Genomic DNA, 17,363 nt, shown 5'->3' with positions numbered 1-17,363 from the left:
TGTCTCCTTATGGATAATCTGATAGACGCTGCGGCACAGTCTCTGGGCTCTACACGTCCTTGCGGTGTGACATCCATCATTGGCCACGCCGTGACCCAGCTCACCGTTGCGTTCATATTGGTCGCGGCACACCGACTTGGCCGGAGGTAGACATGATCCAGCGCTGGAGCATCGCCCGGCGGCTTTTCGTGGCGAACCTCCTCATCGTGGTGGTGTTCATCGCCATCGTGGGGACCGCCACCTACGTCGACGCCCGCGACCGGACGTATGACGAGGCCGGCCTGCGGATGGCGGGCATTGCCAATTCAATAGCCGCAAGCCCGCTGGTGCTCGAGGCCGCCGCCTCACCTGATCCCTCAGCCCTGCTGCAGCCGTACGCCATGGACGTCATGGCGGCGGCCGACGTCGACTTCATCACCATCATGGCGACCGACCGCACCCGGTGGACCCACCCGCGGCCGGAGGAACTGGGGCGGCCGTACATCGGTTCCATCGATGCTGCGCTGCAGGGCGGGGAACTCACCGAGGTCACGGCCGGCACCCTGGGGCCGTCGGTGCGGACGATCGTCCCGGTGAAGGATGATGCGGGCAAGGTCAGGGCCCTGGTTGCGGCCGGCGTCACTGTGGGCACTGTGGATGTGGCCTTCGCAGCCCGCCTGCCTGCCCTTCTGGCCATAGGGCTGGCACTGCTGCTGGGCGGGTCCTGGGCGTCCTGGCTGCTTGGCCGCTACCTCCGCCGGGTCACCCGCGGCTGGGGGCCGGAGCAGCTGGCGCAGCTGTTCGCCTACTACGAGTCCGTGCTTCACTCGGTCCGCGAAGGACTCGTCCTGATCGACACCAAGGGCAGGGTGGTGATGTACAACGACCAGGCCGCCGAGCTCCTGGGCCTGGACGAGGCCGGCAGCAAGGACCCTACCCGCCCGCCGGCAATGGCCGACCTTCCCCTCGACGAGGGCCTTCGGGACCTGTTCGAATCGGGCCGCACCACCAAGGACGAGATCGTCCTCACGGGCTCGCGCGTGCTGGTCGTCAACCAGGGTCCGGCCATAGGCCCGGAGACACCTGACCGGCACGGAAGGAACCCTGTATACGGCACTGTGGCCACGCTCCGCGACAGGACGGAAATCGAGTCACTGGGCAACGAACTGGAAACCATGCGGACTCTGTCGGACGCGCTGCGGGCGCAGACGCACGAGCATGCGAACCGGCTGCACACGATGGTCTCGCTCCTGGAGCTGGGCCGCACCCGGGAGGCCCTGGACTTCGCCACCAGGGACCTGGAACTCAGCCAGCAATTGACGGACGAGATGGTGGGCTCCGTGGGCGAGCCGGTCCTGAGCGCCCTGGTCATGGGCAAGGTGGCCGAAGCCCATGAGCGGGGCGTCCAGTTGGACGTGGCCACGCTTGGGTCCGGAACAGCAGCAGGCATAGCCGTGCAGGACCTCGTGACCATTTTGGGAAACCTTTTGGACAATGCCATCGATGCTGCCGCAGAGGGGGCGCCGCCCCGACGGGTGGAACTTACAGTGGAGTCCGATGAGGAAGGACTGGACATCGCCGTGCATGACACCGGAGCACCCCTTGAGGCCGCCGCAGCAGGGAACATCTTCCGGCACGGTTACAGCACCAAGCCGGCGGGCCCCGGCGGCCGCGGCATCGGCCTCGCCCTCGTCCGCCAGGCTGTACAGCGGCTGGGAGGTACGCTGGCCATCAACGGACGGCGCGGTGCCAAATTCGAAGTGTTCCTGCCCGCGGCAGTATCCCCGGGGAAGGAGCGCGACGCGTGAGCGACATCCGGGTCCTTGTGGTCGAGGACGAGGCCATTGCCTCCGCCGCCCATGCGGCGTATGTAGGGAGGCTGCCTGGATTCGAGCTCGCCGGAACCGCTCCGGACGGGCAGTCCGCGCTCCGGCTGCTGAACGAATTCTCGGCCGCCGGCAAGCCGGTGGAACTGGTCCTGCTCGACATGAACCTGCCGGACCTCCACGGCCTGGACATCGCCCGCAGGATGCGTGCTGCCGGCATCCTTGCCGACATCATCGCGATCACGGCCGTCAGGGAACTGGCCATCGTCCGCAGTGCGGTGGCCATCGGCGTGGTGCAGTACCTGATCAAGCCGTTCACGTTCGCCACCTTCGCTGACAAGCTGGAGAGCTACCGGCAGTTCCGGCAGCAGTTGGCAGGCCCCGGCCCGGGGTCCGGTAAATCCGCGGCATCCCAAAGCGAAGTGGACCAGGCCTTCGCCAGCCTGCGGGCGCCGTCGGAACTGCCACTGCCGAAGGGCCTGTCCGTGTCCACGCTGGAGTCCGTCCAGGAGTACCTGAAGCAGCACCAGGATGCGGTCTCCGCCACCGAGGTGATGGACGCGCTCGGGATGTCCCGCGTGACTGCCCGCCGCTACCTGGAGTACCTCGCCGATGCAGGCACCGTCTCCCGCACTGCGCGGTACGGCACGCCCGGGAGGCCCGAGAATGAGTACCGCTGGAGCGGCAGATAGCAGGGGTCCCGCTGTATACACAAAGTTCCTTTATTGGCTAATTTCGAGAGCATTGGCTCCTTTTCCCTTTCTTATGTATACACTGGGAAATCGGAGGACCGAAAGGAGCAGCGATGCGGGCCAGCGAACGTGCGTATGCCGCCCTGCGTGAGGACATCGTGGAGTGGCGGCTGCCCCCCGGTACGCTGCTGGCCGAAGTGGAGCAGGCTGAACGCCTGGGTGTCTCCCGCACTCCGCTTCGGGAAGCGCTGGGCCGCCTTACGGCGGAAGGCCTGACGGCACCGGGCGGCCGGGGCGTGGTCGTCACCGGGATTTCGCTCGCCGATATCGACGAACTCTTCGAGCTCCGCGGAACCCTTGAAAGCCGCGCCGCCGCACTTGCCGCCGAGCGCGGCGATCCCGCCACCTTCCGCCTGCTCCAGGATGAACTGCTGGAAGCCCCGGCACTCCTCACCGGCTCCGCATCCGGCATCCATGACTACTACGGGCTGGCGGGCAGGCTGGATGAAGCCATAGATGCGGCCATTGCCAATTCCTACCTGGTGCAGGCCATGCGGAGCCTGCGTGTACACCTGGTGCGTATCCGGAGGATGGCAGCCGACAATACCGACCGCCTGTCCGCTGCAGCCGCCGAGCACGCTGCGATCGCCGGGGCCATCGCGGACCGGAACCCACGGCTTGCCGAAGCCGCCACCATCATGCACCTGCACCGAAGCCTTGCCCACATCAAAACCGCCTCCCCATCCCTGTAGAAGGAGCCCCATGGTCCAGGAACACCACGTCCGCGTGTACAAGAGTGAAGAGAACCTGCCCCGCGAGGAGCAGCTGGCGCACAAGATCGCCGTGGTCGCCGCCGACCCCGTCGAGGTGACGCCTGAGGTGACGGAGATGGTCATCAACCGGATCATCGACAACGCCTCGGTGGCGATCGCCTCGCTGAACCGGGCCCCGATCGTCGCCGCCCGTGCCAAGCCCTGGCCCACGCCCCGAGCACCGGCGGCAAGGGCGGGAAGGTCTTCGGCATCGGCGAACGGGTCTCCCCCGAGTGGGCGGCCTGGGCCAATGGCGTGGCCGTCCGTGAACTGGACTACCACGACACCTTCCTCGCCGCGGACTACTCCCACCCCGGCGACAACATCCCCCCGATCCTGGCCGTCGCCCAGCACACCGGCGCCAGCGGCAAGGACCTCATCCGTGGCATCACCACCGGGTACGAGATCCAGGTGAACCTGGTGAAGGCGATCTGCCTGCACAAGCACAAGATCGACCACGTCGCCCACCTCGGCCCGTCCGCCGCCGCCGGGATCGGCACCCTCCTGGGCCTCGACGTCGAGACCATCTTCCAGTCTGTCGGCCAGGCACTGCACACCACCACCGCCACCCGCCAGTCCCGCAAGGCGAAATCTCCACCTGGAAGGCCCACGCCCCCGCCTTCGCCGGGAAAATGGCGGTCGAGGCCGCCGACCGCGCCATGCGCGGGCAGACCTCCCCCGTACCGATCTATGAAGGCGAAGACGGCGTCATCGCCTGGCTCCTCGACGGACCCGACGCTCCTACATGGTCCCCCTCCCCACCCCGGGTGAAGCCAAGCGGGCCATCCTGGACACCTACACCAAGGAACACTCCGCCGAATACCAGGCCCAGGCCTGGATCGACCTCGCCCGGAAACTCCACAAAGAGCACCCCGAAGCCACCGACCCGGCCAACGTGAAATCCGTGCTGATCAAAACCAGCCACCACACCCACTACGTCATCGGCTCCGGCGCCAACGACCCCCAGAAATACTCCCCCACCGCGTCCCGGGAAACCCTGGACCACTCCATCCCCTACATCTTCACCGTCGCGTTGCAGGACGGGGCCTGGCACCACGTGGACTCCTACGCCCCCGACCGCGCTGCCCGGCCGGACACCGTGGATCTCTGGCTAAAGGTCACCACGGAGGAAGACCCGGAATGGACCCGGCGCTACCACTCCCTGGACATCAACGAAAAAGCCTTCGGCGGCTCCGTGGAAATCACCCTCACCGACGGCACCATCATCACCGATGAGATCGCCGTCGCCGACGCCCACCCGCTCGGCGCCCGGCCGTTCGCACGGGAGCAGTACATCACCAAGTTCCGCACCCTCGCCGCCGGCCTCGTCGAGGACACCGAAATCGAACGGTTCCTCGCCGCCGTCGAACGCCTCCCCGAACTGGGTCCCGGGGAACTGGACCAGCTGAACATCACCGCCGCCCCCGGTGTCATCGACCTCGGTGCAGCGCCGAAGGGACTGTTCTGATGCTGTACTCCACCACCACCCCGGAACAGAAGCGCATCCGGTTCCGCGAACTCCTCAACTCCGGGACCATCGCGCAGTTCCCCGGCGCGTTCAATCCCCTCTCGGCCCGGCTGATCGAGGAGAAGGGCTTCGAAGGGGTCTACATCTCCGGCGCCGTGCTGGCCAACGACCTCGGCCTGCCCGACATCGGCCTGACCACGCTGACGGAGGTAGCGACCCGGGCGGGGCAGATCGCGAGGATGACGGACCTGCCCGCCATCGTGGACGCGGACACCGGCTTCGGTGAACCCATGAACGTGGCCCGCACCGTGCAGGAGATCGAGAACGCGGGCCTGGCCGGGCTGCACATCGAGGACCAGTTCAACCCCAAGCGCTGCGGCCACCTGGACGGCAAGAACGTCGTGGACCTGGATACCGCCACCAAACGTATCCGTGCCGCCGCCGACGCCCGCCGCGACCCGAACTTCCTCATCATGGCCCGCACCGACATCCGCGCCGTGGACGGTCTCCAGGCCGCCAAAGACCGGGCCAAGGCATTGGTGGACGCCGGCGCGGACGCCATCTTCCCCGAAGCCATGCGCGACCTCGCCGAATTCCAGGCCATCCGCGACGCCGTCGACGTGCCGATCCTGGCCAACATGACCGAATTCGGCAAAAGCGACCTCTTCTCGACAAGGGAGCTCCAGGCAGTCGGCGTCAACATGGTCATCTACCCCGTCACCCTCCTCCGTAGTGCCATGGGCGCCGCTGAGCGTACGCTGGACTCGATCAAGGCAGACGGAACGCAGGAAGCACAGGTCAGCAGCATGTTGACCCGTGCCCGGCTCTACGAACTGGTTGACTACGAGGGGTACAACCAATTCGACACGGGGGTCTTCAACTTCCATATTCCCGGGGAACACTGACCCGGCCACCCGCCGGCTCCGGCCGGCATCCTACAGGCGACAGGAACAAAGGAGTTTTCAGCATGGCTGAACAGGACATCAAAAAAGGTCTCACCGGCGTCGTGGTGGACTACACCTCCGTCTCCAAGGTCAACCCGGACACGAACTCGCTGCTCTATCGGGGCTACCCGGTCCAGGAACTCGCGGCGCGCTGCAGCTTTGAGGAAGTGGCGTACCTGCTGTGGAACGGGGAACTGCCCACGCAGGACCAGCTGGCGGAGTTCACTGCCAGGGAACGCGCGGGACGCGCCCTGGACCCGGTGGTGAAACAGGTGGTCGACGTACTCCCGGACACCGCCCATCCCATGGACGTTTGCAGGACCGCGGCCTCCGTCATGGGCGGCCGGCATCCGCTCGCGGAGGACTCCTCGCCCGAGGCGAACATGAAGAAGGCGATCGACCTGTGGGCCGCGATGCCCGCCGTGGTGGCGTATGACCAGCGCCGCCGGCGTGGACAGGATCCCGTGGAGCCCCGCGACGACCTCGGGTACTCCGCCAACTTTCTCTGGATGACGTTCGGCGAGGAACAGGTCCCCGTGGTGGTGGAGGCCTTCAACGTCTCGATGATCCTCTACGCCGAGCACTCCTTCAACGCCTCCACTTTCACCGCGCGCGTCATCACGTCCACGCTCTCGGACCTGCACTCCGCCGTCACGGGGGCCATCGGCGCACTCAAGGGTCCGTTGCACGGCGGCGCCAACGAGGCCGTCATGCACACCTTCGACGAGATCGGCATCCGCCCGCAGGAGTCCCTTGAAGAGGCTGCTGCCCGGGCCAAGGCATGGATGGAGGATGCGCTGGCCCAGAAGAAGAAAGTCATGGGCTTCGGGCACCGGGTCTACAAACACGGCGATTCCCGCGTTCCCACCATGAAGGCGGCCCTGGACAAGATGATTGCCCACTACGGCCGGCCCGAGATCCTGGGCCTGTACCAGGGCCTGGAACACGCCATGGACGAGGCCAAAGGCATCAAGCCCAACCTCGACTATCCCGCAGGCCCCACGTACCACCTGATGGGCTTCGACACGGCAGCCTTCACACCCCTGTTCGTCGCCAGCCGCATCACCGGCTGGACCGCCCACATCATGGAACAGGCGGCATCCAATTCACTGATCCGGCCGCTCAGCGAATACATCGGTCCTGAGGAGCGGCACCTGGCGTAACGGCACCGCCGCGAGGCCGACGACGGCGGTCCGGCACGTCCCTGCCGCGCCGCCGTCGTCGGCTGGAAACCCGTTGGCTGGAAAGCTAGGGAAGCAGGCTCTCCGACGAGGCGACCGACTCATTGTCTGTATGCATGGTGACCACGACATTCACCTGGCCGCCTTCCAGCACCACCGGGAGCCAATGGTCGGCGTCCTGCCACATCCGGTCCGTCGGGAGCCTGCGCGCGGGGAACCACTCGGGGACAATCTCGTCGCTTTCAGCAGGTTCGCCCTGCCAGGTCCAGGCGGTGAAGAGGCTGGTTTCCATGTTCCACTCCGGACGCGCCGGGAACACGAAGCGGACTGCCCCGGCATCAACCAGGTCCTCCGGCAGCACCGAAAGACCGGTTTCCTCGAACACCTCCCGGATGACCGCTTCCTGGTCAGTCTCCCCCGGCTCCACGTGCCCGCCGATCCCAACGATTTTTCCCTTGCCGAATCCGGTCCGCTTCATTCCGAGCAGCACCTCCGTGCCCGCGGGCGTGTCCCGGAGGAGGAAGCACAGGGTCACGGCTGCACCGCGCCGGCTCATCCGAGTGCCCGGGGGTGCGCGGCGGCGTAGATTTCCCGCAGTGTGTCCGCGGTGACGAGCGTGTAGACCTGGGTGGTGGTCACCGAGGCGTGGCCCAGGAGTTCCTGCACCACGCGCACATCCGCCCCGCCCTCGAGCAGGTGGGTGGCGAACGAGTGCCGCAGGGTGTGGGGCGACACGTCCTTGGTGATGTTGGCTTTGTCGGCGGCGGCCTTCAGGATGGTCCAGGCGCTCTGGCGGCTGATCCTGCCGCCGCGGGCGTTCAGGAACAGTGCGGGCGTGCCCTTCCCCTTCGCGGCGAGCAGCGGGCGGCCGCGCACCAGGTAGGCGTCCAGCGCCCTGGCTCCATACGAGCCCAAGGGCACAAGCCGTTCCTTGGACCCCTTGCCGAAAAGCCGCACGACGGCCGGGCCTGTCTCGAGCCCGGCGAGGGAGATATCGTCGACGTCCAGGCCCACCGCCTCGCTGATCCGGGCGCCGGTGGAATAGAGGAACTCAAGGAGGGCACGGTCCCGCAGTCCTGTGGCCGTGTCTGTCCCGGCCGATTCGAGGATCCGGGTGACCTCATCGACGCTGATGGCCTTGGGCAGCCGCTTGCCTGCCATGGGCGGATGGACGTCGCTGGCGGGGTCGGCCGGTGTGTAGCCTTCCAGCGCCCAGAACTTGTGCAGCCCCCGGACCGCCACCACGGTCCGCGCCGCCGACCTGACCCCCAGTGCCGAACCGCCGTCAGAGCCGTCCGAAAGCGCACGGACGTAGCCGGTGACGTGCTGGCGGGTGATGTCCTCCGGGGCCCGGCAGCCGGCGGCTTCCAGGAAACGGGCGTAACGGGCGAGGTCGCGCCGGTAGGCTGCCAGGGTATTGGCTGCCAGTCCGCGCTCCACGCCCATGTGCTGGAGGTAGTCGGTGATGGCGCGGCTGATCGCCGTGGGTCCGGCGGACGCCGGAGCCTGGGGTACCTCCTGCGCCGGGGCGGAACCGGACGGCGGGGCAGCGTCGACGGAGGGGTTGGGGGCCATTACCGCTGGCTGGGGTGTTCCGGCCACGGGGCGTCGGCGGGACGCAGGCCCGCGTAGCCGTCGGCGCGGGCGGCCGCGGCCGCCAGGATCCCGACGACGGCGGACGGGTTGTGGAGCCGGCCGGCCAGGACGGACGCCACGGCATCGTCCAGCTTGATCCAGTGGAATTCGATTTCGGCTTCCTCATCCGTCCGCTCGTGGCGCTCATGATGGGGAACGAACGTCAGTCCGCGGGCCAGGTAGATGCGGATGGCCTCGCTGGACGATCCGGGGGAATTGAAGACATCCGCCAGGACGTTCCAGGTGCTTGCAGCGAGGTCGGCCTCCTCAGCCAACTCGCGGGCGGCGCCCGCCAGGAAGTCCTCACCCTCGACGTCCAGCAGGCCGGCCGGGATCTCCCAGAGGTCCATCCCCACGGGGTGCCGGTACTGCTTGAGCAGCAGGATTTCGCCGTCGTCGTTCATGGGCAGGACAGCCACGGCGCCGGGATGGTCGATGTAGTCGCGGGTCAGGGCGTCGCCGGACTCCTGCAGCTGGAAGGTGTCGCTGACCACGTCCCAGATCCGGCCTTCGTAGACCTTCTCGGTGGACAAAAGACGGCGCGGGCTCGGTGCATCCGAAACCTGGACTACGTGGGTGGCTTCGTGTGTACCGGGCATCGCGCCGTCCTTTTTCTGTTGTATGAACTACTTAGCGGCTACCGTACCGGACGGCTGGGCCTCGGCAGCCCCGGCAGCGGCCGTGTCGGCAGGCTCCGCCGTGGTGCCGCCACGCTGGTGGTCCAGGGCAGCCTTGACCAGTCCGGCGAACAGCGGATGCGGACGGGTGGGGCGCGAGCTCAGCTCCGGGTGCGCCTGCGTGGCCACGTAGTACGGGTGCACGTCGGCGGGCAGCTCCACGAACTCCACGAGCTTCCCGTCCGGCGACGTGCCGGAGAAGACGAGGCCTTGGGCGGCGATCTGGTCGCGGTACTTGTTGTTGACCTCGTAGCGGTGGCGGTGCCGCTCGCTGACGGTGGTCTTGCCGTATGTTCCGGCGATGACCGAGCCTTCGTCAAGCTTCGCTTCGTAGAGGCCCAGGCGCATGGTGCCGCCCAGGTCGCCGCGGCCCTCGACGAACTCGAGCTGCTCCTCCATGGTGGCGATCACCGGGTACTTGGAGTCCGGTTCGAATTCGCTGGAGGACGCGCCTTCCAGCCCCACTACGTTGCGGGCGTATTCGATGACCATGCACTGCAGGCCGAGGCAGAGGCCAAGGACGGGCAGCTTGGTTTCGCGGGCGAACTTCAGCGCCCCGAGCTTGCCTTCCAGCCCGCGGATGCCGAAGCCGCCGGGAACGCAGATGGCGTTGACGCCGTCGAGCGCCTTGATGGCCCCCTCGCGCGTTTCGCACTCGTCGGACGGAACCCAGCGGATCTTCACCTTGGTGTCGTTGGCGAAGCGCCGGCACGCAGGGCCTCCGTCACGGACAGGTAGGCGTCCGGCAGGTCGATGTACTTGCCCACGAGGGCGATCTCGACGTGGTGCTTGGGGTTGTGCACGGCCTCGAGCAGCTTGTCCCAGCTGGTCCAGTCCACGTCCTTGAACGGCAGGTCCAGGGCACGCACGATGTAGGAGTCCAGGCCCTGGGTGTGCAGGGTCTTGGGGATGTCGTAGATGCTGGGGGCATCGGCGGCGTTGACCACGGCGTCGATGTCGACGTCGCACATGCGGCCGATCTTCTCGCGCATCGCCTCGGGCACTTCGCGGTCCGAGCGGATCACAATGGCCTCGGGCTGGATGCCGATGGAGCGCAGGGCGGCGACGGAGTGCTGGGTGGGCTTCGTCTTCAGCTCCTGCGAGGGCCCGATGTAGGGCACCAGCGAGACGTGGAGGAAGAAGACGTTGGTGCGGCCGATGTCCTGGCGCACCTGGCGGGCGGATTCGAGGAAGGGCTGGGATTCGATGTCACCAACGGTGCCGCCGATTTCGGTGATGATGACGTCCGGGGCGTTCTTGCCCTCGGCCGGCAGGCGCATGCGGCGCTTGATCTCGTCCGTGATGTGCGGGATGACCTGGACGGTGTCGCCGAGGTATTCGCCGCGGCGTTCCTTGGCAATAACCGTGGAATAGACCTGGCCGGTGGTCACGTTCGCCGAACCTTCAAGGTTTTCGTCGAGGAAGCGCTCGTAGTGCCCGATGTCCAGGTCGGTCTCGGCGCCGTCGTCCGTGACGAAGACTTCACCGTGCTGGAAGGGGTTCATCGTGCCCGGATCCACATTCAGGTAGGGATCGAGCTTCTGCATAGTTACAGACAGGCCGCGTGCCCGCAGCAGGTGGCCGAGGCTCGAAGCCGTCAGTCCCTTACCGAGCGAGGACGCCACACCACCGGTGACGAAGATGTGTTTGGTCGTCTTGGACGAGCCCGGGAACCGGGAATTTACACGGGAATTTGATCGCTGCACCACGGAATTCGAGCCTATCATCAATTGAGCCTTCCACGGGTCGGGTGGAACTGTCCCCCAAACCTCCAAGTCTGCAGGTCCGGCCGCCCGCGGATCAAGGGTTTCGGACCGGCGGCTGGTGGCCGGGTTCCGGCGCGCCGGCTCCGTCAGGCCCGCTGTGGCAGGAGTTTGGCGTCATCCAGCAGTTCCTGCGCGTGGGCCTGGGCGGATTCCGAGTCCTCCTGCCCGGCCAGCATCCGGGCCAGTTCGCGGACCCGTTCGGGGCCGTCAAGGAGGCGCACATCACTGGACGTGAACCCGGTGGCCGTGCCGCCGTCGGCGCCCCGGACCGAGGTTTTGGTGACGGTGATGTGCTGGTCCGCGAAGGCTGCGACCTGGGGCAGGTGGGTCACCACCAGGACCTGCACGTGCCGGGCCAGCATGGCGAGCCGGCGGCCGATCTCGACGGCGGCGCGTCCGCCCACGCCGGCGTCCACCTCGTCGAAGACAAAGGTCGGCACGGGGTCGACAGCGGCGAGCACCACCTCGATGGCGAGCATGACGCGGGAAAGTTCACCGCCGGATGCGCCCTTGCCGAGCGGGCGGGCCGGCGCACCGGAATGCGGCTGCAGCAGGAAGCCGATCTCGTCCGCCCCGTGCGGTCCGAGCTGGGCGGCCGGCTCCAGGGTGATCACCAGGGTTGCATCAGCCATGGCCAGCGCCTTCAGTTCGGCGCTGACGCGGGCCGAAAGGTCTTTGGCTGCCTTGGCCCTGATCTTGCTGATGGCGGCGGCCTGCTTCTTCAGCTCGGCCTCTGCCCGGACCACCTCCGCGTCCAGGGCCTCGATCCTTGAGGAATCGTCCTGCAGTTCGTCGAACCGGACCCGGGCTTTTTCGGCCCACTCCAGCACCTCGTCGATGGTGGGCGCGTATTTCCGGACGAGCTTGGCCAGCGAGGCTCGCCGGTCCTCGATTTCCGCCAGCCGTTCCGGGCCCTCGGAGTCCAGCCCGGCCTGGTAGCTGGCCAGTTCCGTGGCGATGTCGTTGAGCAGGAAGCCCACCTCGGCCAGGCGGGCGGCGGCCGATCCCAGTTCGGCGTCGTGTTCGGCCACGTGTTCCAGGGTCCGCTTGGCCGTGTCCACCAGGGTGGTGGCGTCGCCTTCCTCGCCGAAGTCCTCGGCGATCAGGGCCTGGTGGGCCGTGCTGGCGGCGATGCGCAGCTCTTCCACGTTGGCGAGCTTGACCGCCTCGGCCTTCAGCAGCTCGTCCTCGCCCGGCTGCGGATCCACCTCGTCGATTTCGGCCAGGGCAGTCTGCAGCGATTCGGCCTCGCGCAGCCGGTCGCGTGCGGCGCTGCGCAGCGTGTCCAGCTCGGACTGGCTCGCTTTCCAGTGGTTGTAGAGGTCCTGGTAGGCGGCCAGCGGCCCGGCCAGGGCTTCCCCGGCGAACTTGTCCAGGGCGCCGCGCTGCGCGGCTGCCCCCTTCAACCGGATCTGGTCCGACTGGCCATGCACCACCACAAGGGTTTCGCCGATCTCGGCCAGGACCCCCACGGGGGCGGCGCGGCCGCCCAGGAACGCGCGGCTGCGGCCGTCCGCACCCAGGCGCCGGGCCAGGATCAGCTCTGCGCCGCCGTCGAACTCTTCCGCGTCCGCGCCGGCGTCCAGTGCCCGGGCCACAGCGGGGTGCCCGGCGTCGAGCTTCAGCACCGCTTCCGCCGTGGCGCTCTTCGCCCCGCTCCGGACGGCGCCGGCGTCGGAACGTGCGCCGAGCAGCAGGCCGACGGCGGTCACCACCATGGTCTTGCCGGCACCGGTTTCACCGGTCACCACGCTCAGGCCCGGGCCGAGCGGAAGGGTTGCGTCGGTGATGACGCCGAGATCGCGGATTCTCAGTTCTTCAAGCATCGCTTCACTTTGCGGTCGACGGATCGGGGTCAGCATCGGGCCGGCCGTGCTCCGGCACCTGGAGCGGCGGCATGGGCCGCGGCGTCCGGACGATCGGGATGGGCCCGGTGTGGATGGCCTCGGCCTTGGGGACCGGGCCGCGCCAGCCGTGGATGGGCAGCTCGAACTTCCGGACCAGCCGGGCGGAGAACGGTGTCTGGTGGGTCCGTGCCAGCCGGACGGGGGTGGCCGACTTGGTGACTTCCACGCGTGAGCCGGGCGGGAGGTCCACCGAGCGCCGGCCGTCGCACCAGAGGACCCCGAGTGCGTCAGTGCGGCTTAGGACCTCCACCGCCAGCTTCGAGCGGGGAGAGACCACGAGGGGCTTGGCGAAGAGGGCATGGGCGCTGATGGGGACGATCACCAGGGCCTCCACCTCGGGCCAGACCACGGGGCCGCCGGCCGAAAAGGCGTAGGCGGTGGAGCCGGTGGGGGTGGCGAGCACGATGCCGTCGGAGCCGAAGGAGGTCAGCGGACGCTCGTCCACTTCGGTGACCACCTCCAGCATGCGTTCCCGGTTGGCTTTTTCGATCGCGGCCTCGTTCAGCGCCCAGGTGTGCCAGATCTTTTGGCCGCGGACCCACACCTGCACGTCGATGGTCATCCGTTCTTCCACCGTGTACTCGCGGCTGGCGATCCATTCGACGGTCTGGGCAAGGTCCGCCCGTTCGCTTTCGGCCAGGAAGCCCACATGGCCCAGGTTGACGCCCAGCAGCGGCACGTCCACCTCGCGGACCAGTTCCGCGGCGCGCAGGATGGTGCCGTCGCCGCCCAGGACCATCACCAGCTCAACGTCCGGCAGCTGGACGTGGTCGTGGAGGACCTCCACGGGCTGGGCGAGGTGCCCGAAGAACCGTTCCATGTCCCCCAGCTCGGACTCCTGCATCACCGGCACTATGCCGGAGGCGTGCAGCAGGGCGCAGGCCTCCCAGGCGGCCTTCAAGGATTCCTCGCGGCCGGTGTGGGCAAGGACCAGTACACGCCTGCTCATCAGGTTCCGCTCTCTAGTGGTTCGGCCAGATACGTCCGAGCAAGGCAGCAACTGCTGCCCCGCGCTCTTCGATCTTAGGCAAGTCTGTGCCGATCCTGCGTCTTATCCACAGGAAGTACTCGACGTTTCCGTCCTGGCCGGGCAGTGGACTGGCCGCCAGGCCGCACAGGTCCAGGCCGGCGTCGAATGCTGCCAGCGCTACTTTCTCCACCGCCAGCCGGCGTTCGCGTCCTGAGGTGACCACGCCTGTGCGGCCCAGCCGGTCCTTGCCGATCTCGAACTGCGGCTTGACCATCAGCACCAGGTCGCCGCCGGGCTCCGTGCACTGCGCCAGCGGCTGGACCACCAGGGTGAGCGAGATGAAGGACAGGTCCGCGACGGTCAAGGCAGCGGGTCCGCCGATGTCCGCCGGTTCCATGTACCGGACGTTCATGCCCTCGTGGACTGTGACGCGCGGATCGTCGCGAAGGTGCGGCACCAGCTGGCCGTGGCCGACGTCGACAGCCACCACGGAAGCGGCGCCCCTCCGCAGCAGGACGTCAGTGAAGCCACCCGTGGAGGCGCCGGCGTCCAGGCAGCGTTTGCCTTCCACGGTTACATCAGGGAAGGCGTCCAGGGCCCCGGCGAGCTTGTGCCCGGCGCGGCTGGCGTAGGTGTCCTGTTCGTCGTGTTCGACGGCGAGGTCCCTGTCGTCATCCACCTGCAGGGAGGCCTTTGCCAGGACCTTGCCGGCGGACGTGACTTTGCCTTCGGCGATCAGGGCGGCGGCGTGCGTGCGCGACCGGGCCAGGCCGCGGGCCACCAGGGCCTGGTCGAGTCGTACGGGCATCAGGCTCCGCCGCCCGGAGCGCCATCGTCCGCATCTGCGTCCGGGTGCTCATCGTTCAGTGCTTCGAGGAGCTCGTCATGCAGGGCTGTGTAGGCTGCTTCGTGCTCTGCGACGGGCGCCTGGGGCAGGTCCGCCAGCCGGGCGAGGGCCCGCGCCACGGCAGGATCCGTGATGCCGGCGCCGGGTGCCTCCGGCCAGTCCGGGGACGGCTCGGCTGTTGCTGCGTCGGGTCCGGTCAGCTCAGTCATGCAACCAGCCTAATGATCCAGCCAGGCAAGTTTTGGCGCCTTGGGGGCCACGGCATCCGGGGTCGCGGCCCACCATGCAGCGCAGGCCGCCCGCCAGGCATCGAGGCTGTCCTGGCGGCCGATGATGCCCACCGCGCCGTTGGCCACGCGCGCGGAGGCCTGCCCGCACATGTAGGTGCCGTCGTCGTGCGTCACCTCCGGGTAGGGCCGGTACAGGTCCGGCAGCGTCCCGATGATGTAGCCCGGACGCTCGGCGGCGCGGGCCGCCAGGATGGTCTGCCGGGTGTCGACGCCGGTCAGCACCGCCACGGTGGCGAAGCCTGCGTTGTTGCCGCCCAGGATGTCGGTGTCCAGGCGGTCGCCCACCACCAGCGGCCGCTCGGCTCCCAGCCTCTTGGCGGCCGAGTGGAAGAGCGGCGCCTCCGGCTTTCCGGCGACCAGCGGCTGCTGTTTGGTTGCCGCGGCCACCGCAGCCACCAGCGTTCCGTTGCCGGGGGCGATTCCCCGTGCCTGGGGTATGGACATGTCCGTGTTGGTGGCCACCCAGAGCGCTCCGGCGTTGACCACGTACGTGGCTTCCGCCAGGTCCTTCCAGCCGATGTCCGGGTTGAAGCCCTGGACCACTGCCACGGGGTTATCGTCCTGGCTGTAAACCGGGACCAGGCCCACCAGTTCGATCTCGTGCGCCAGCGCCGGGCTTCCGGTGATGAGGATCCGGGACCCCGGTGCCAGCCTGGACGCCAGGAGCTCGGCCGCGGCCTGCGACGAGCTGACCACCTGGTTGTCCTCGGCGGGAGCACCCAGTTCGCGCAGGTGTGCCGCAACCTGGGCCGGTGACCGGGACGCGTTGTTGGTCACGTAGCCCAGCCCCACCCCGTGGGCGGACAACCGCTGCAGCGACTCCACCGCGCCGGGGATGGCGTGGGGACCCGCGTAGACCACTCCGTCAAGGTCGGCCAGGAGCGCATCGAACAGGGAGATCAGGGGAACGTCTGTCATTCGCGTCAGTCTTCCCGGCTGTCCTGGTTGTCTTCGGTGTCCTGGCTGCCGCTGGAGTCCGAGGCATCGCTGTGGTCCGAGGCACCGCTGTTGTTTGAGGCATCGCCCAGTTCGTCGTGCTCCACGGAGTCTTCGTCGGACTCCGCGTCATCGGACATGAAGTAGTCCGCTTCCTGGTCATCGATGGCAGCGTCGTCGAGACCGGCTGCCTGGACCTCATCGGTTCCTGCAGCGGTGCCGGCGCCGGCGGTTGCTTCGGGGCCGGCGGCGGCTGCCTGGCTGGCCACGGAGGCGCGCTCCAGGTTGCGGCGCCGCTCGGCTTCCTCGCGGGCTTCTTCTTCCTCGTCCCAGCCGAGGTCGATGATGTCCGGCTCCTCGTCGACTCCCTGGCCCAGCGCATTCTCAGCCACAACGGCCTGCTTCTGCCATTTGTCCGCCTCGGTTTCGCGGCCGACGGCGGTGAGGGCGTCAGCGTAGGCACGGAACAGCCGGGGGCTGTAGGAGAAGGCCCGGTTCATGTCGAGCTGCGGGATTTCAAGTTCGGCGACGGCGGCGTCCAGCTGGCCGAGGTCCCTGCGGGCACCTGCAGCCACGATTGCCAGTTCCACCTTGCCGGGGGCGTCCAGGTCCTGGGCTTCCTCGGAGCGGGCTACATCAAGTGCCCGGTCAGGCCGGCCCAGGCCACGCTCGCAGTCGGCCATGACCGGCAGGTGGACATTGGAGCCGCTGATGCGCCGGTAGGTGCGGAATTCCCGGAGGGCCTCGCCGTAGTGGCCGGCAGCGTAGGCAGTGAGGCCCACGGCTTCACGCACTGCAGCAAGCCTGCCCCCGCGGCGGCTTGCCGCCAAAGCGTGCTGGAACGCGAGTTCCGGCTCGTCATCAATCAGGCGCCCAGCCATGACCAGGTGGCGGGCAACCCACTCCGCGCTTCGCGATTCGAGGGTCTTGATCTGGTGCTGGGTGGCGCGGTCCAGCTCTTTACCCGTAACGTCCTCATCAATTTCCGGAGAGCGTTCGCGGTCAGGGCGGTTGGCGCTTCGGATGTCCCTGGCGTTGGGAACGCGTGCCGGACGGTCCTCCTGGCGGTCGCGGCCAAATCCGCGGGGGCCGGAGTCGCTGCGGGGTGCACCACCGCGGGGTGAGTCACCACGATCGAAGCTGCGGGAGTCGCGGTCCTGCCGCTCCTGCCGGTCGCCGAAAGGCCTGCGGTTGTCGCCGCCCCCGAAGCTGCGGCGCTCAGCGTCGTCACGGCGCGGGCGGTCACCGTAGGGCCGGTTCTCCCGGTCCCCGTAGGGCTTGCGCTCTCCCCCGCCGAACCCGCGGCGGTCGCCGTCGTCGCGGCGCGGACGGTCACCGAAGGGCTTCCGGTCACGGTCGCCAAAAGGCTTCCGGTCGCCGAAGGGCTTGCGGTCACGGTCGCCAAAAGGCTTCCGCTCTCCGCCGCCAAATCC

At 68.0% G+C, this 17,363-nt stretch carries 14 protein-coding genes and 2 pseudogenes; 6 read left to right on the top strand and 10 right to left on the bottom strand.

What is annotated here, in order from left to right; genetic code table 11:
* The first annotated feature begins 152 nt into the window (after window positions 1–152).
* From G205_RS16470 to G205_RS16445, 6 genes and pseudogenes are all read left to right on the top strand, one after another.
* On the top strand, window positions 153–1,787 hold the full coding sequence (locus tag G205_RS16470; protein ID WP_009358980.1) for a sensor histidine kinase: 1,635 nt from the start codon (window positions 153–155) through the stop codon (window positions 1,785–1,787).
* A complete protein-coding gene (locus G205_RS16465) occupies window positions 1,784–2,497 on the top strand; it encodes a response regulator (RefSeq protein WP_009358979.1) in 714 nt (237 codons plus the stop codon). Before G205_RS16470 ends, G205_RS16465 begins: the two co-directional genes overlap by 4 nt.
* Window positions 2,498–2,610: 113 nt before the next feature.
* Complete coding sequence (locus G205_RS16460; RefSeq protein ID WP_009358978.1) at window positions 2,611–3,249, top strand: GntR family transcriptional regulator; 639 nt, start codon at window positions 2,611–2,613, stop codon at window positions 3,247–3,249.
* A gap of 10 nt (window positions 3,250–3,259) precedes the next feature.
* A pseudogene (locus G205_RS16455) lies at window positions 3,260–4,777 on the top strand (MmgE/PrpD family protein).
* Complete coding sequence (gene prpB, locus G205_RS16450) at window positions 4,777–5,682, top strand: methylisocitrate lyase (RefSeq protein ID WP_009358977.1); 906 nt, start codon at window positions 4,777–4,779, stop codon at window positions 5,680–5,682. The pseudogene G205_RS16455 and the gene prpB overlap by 1 nt, the downstream one beginning before the upstream one ends.
* Before the next feature lie 62 nt (window positions 5,683–5,744).
* Entirely contained in the window at window positions 5,745–6,884 is a 1,140-nt protein-coding gene (locus tag G205_RS16445; RefSeq protein WP_009358976.1) for a bifunctional 2-methylcitrate synthase/citrate synthase, read from the top strand.
* A gap of 85 nt (window positions 6,885–6,969) precedes the next feature.
* On the opposite strand, the gene G205_RS16440 is transcribed toward G205_RS16445, so the two are convergent.
* The 10 genes and pseudogenes from G205_RS16440 to G205_RS16395 all read right to left on the bottom strand — a co-directional run.
* On the bottom strand, window positions 6,970–7,458 hold the full coding sequence (locus G205_RS16440) for an 8-oxo-dGTP diphosphatase (protein WP_035753493.1): 489 nt from the start codon (window positions 7,456–7,458) through the stop codon (window positions 6,970–6,972).
* Complete coding sequence (gene xerD / locus G205_RS16435; protein WP_009358974.1) at window positions 7,455–8,477, bottom strand: site-specific tyrosine recombinase XerD; 1,023 nt, start codon at window positions 8,475–8,477, stop codon at window positions 7,455–7,457. The genes G205_RS16440 and xerD overlap by 4 nt, the downstream gene beginning before the upstream one ends.
* Window positions 8,477–9,136 (bottom strand): NUDIX domain-containing protein, encoded by a 660-nt coding sequence (locus G205_RS16430; RefSeq protein WP_009358973.1) that lies wholly within the window; start codon window positions 9,134–9,136, stop codon window positions 8,477–8,479. Before G205_RS16430 ends, xerD begins: the two co-directional genes overlap by 1 nt.
* A 27-nt stretch (window positions 9,137–9,163) precedes the next feature.
* Window positions 9,164–10,941 (bottom strand): annotated as a pseudogene (locus tag G205_RS16425) (CTP synthase).
* Between the two features lie 125 nt (window positions 10,942–11,066).
* Window positions 11,067–12,806, bottom strand: a complete 1,740-nt coding sequence (gene recN / locus G205_RS16420; protein WP_009358972.1) for a DNA repair protein RecN — start codon at window positions 12,804–12,806, stop codon at window positions 11,067–11,069.
* A gap of 4 nt (window positions 12,807–12,810) precedes the next feature.
* The gene (locus G205_RS16415) at window positions 12,811–13,836 is read right to left on the bottom strand and encodes an NAD kinase (protein WP_009358971.1); all 1,026 of its coding nucleotides are present in this window, start codon (window positions 13,834–13,836) and stop codon (window positions 12,811–12,813) included.
* A 13-nt stretch (window positions 13,837–13,849) separates the two neighbouring features.
* Window positions 13,850–14,665, bottom strand: a complete 816-nt coding sequence (locus G205_RS16410; protein WP_009358970.1) for a TlyA family RNA methyltransferase — start codon at window positions 14,663–14,665, stop codon at window positions 13,850–13,852.
* Window positions 14,665–14,913: a hypothetical protein gene (locus G205_RS16405; RefSeq protein WP_009358969.1), complete on the bottom strand. Its 249-nt coding sequence runs from the start codon at window positions 14,911–14,913 to the stop codon at window positions 14,665–14,667. Before G205_RS16405 ends, G205_RS16410 begins: the two co-directional genes overlap by 1 nt.
* Before the next feature lie 9 nt (window positions 14,914–14,922).
* Window positions 14,923–15,912: an HAD-IIA family hydrolase gene (locus G205_RS16400; protein WP_009358968.1), complete on the bottom strand. Its 990-nt coding sequence runs from the start codon at window positions 15,910–15,912 to the stop codon at window positions 14,923–14,925.
* A 5-nt stretch (window positions 15,913–15,917) separates the two neighbouring features.
* The coding region (locus G205_RS16395; RefSeq protein WP_009358967.1) for a tetratricopeptide repeat protein at window positions 15,918–17,363 on the bottom strand (1,446 nt) is incomplete at its 5' end.

The organism is Arthrobacter nitrophenolicus, from assembly GCF_000332815.1.
GTDB classification, from domain to species: Bacteria; Actinomycetota; Actinomycetes; order Actinomycetales; family Micrococcaceae; genus Arthrobacter; species Arthrobacter nitrophenolicus.
The sequence above is the reverse complement of the archived record's forward strand: the minus strand, read 5'-3'. Positions and strand labels throughout refer to the sequence as shown.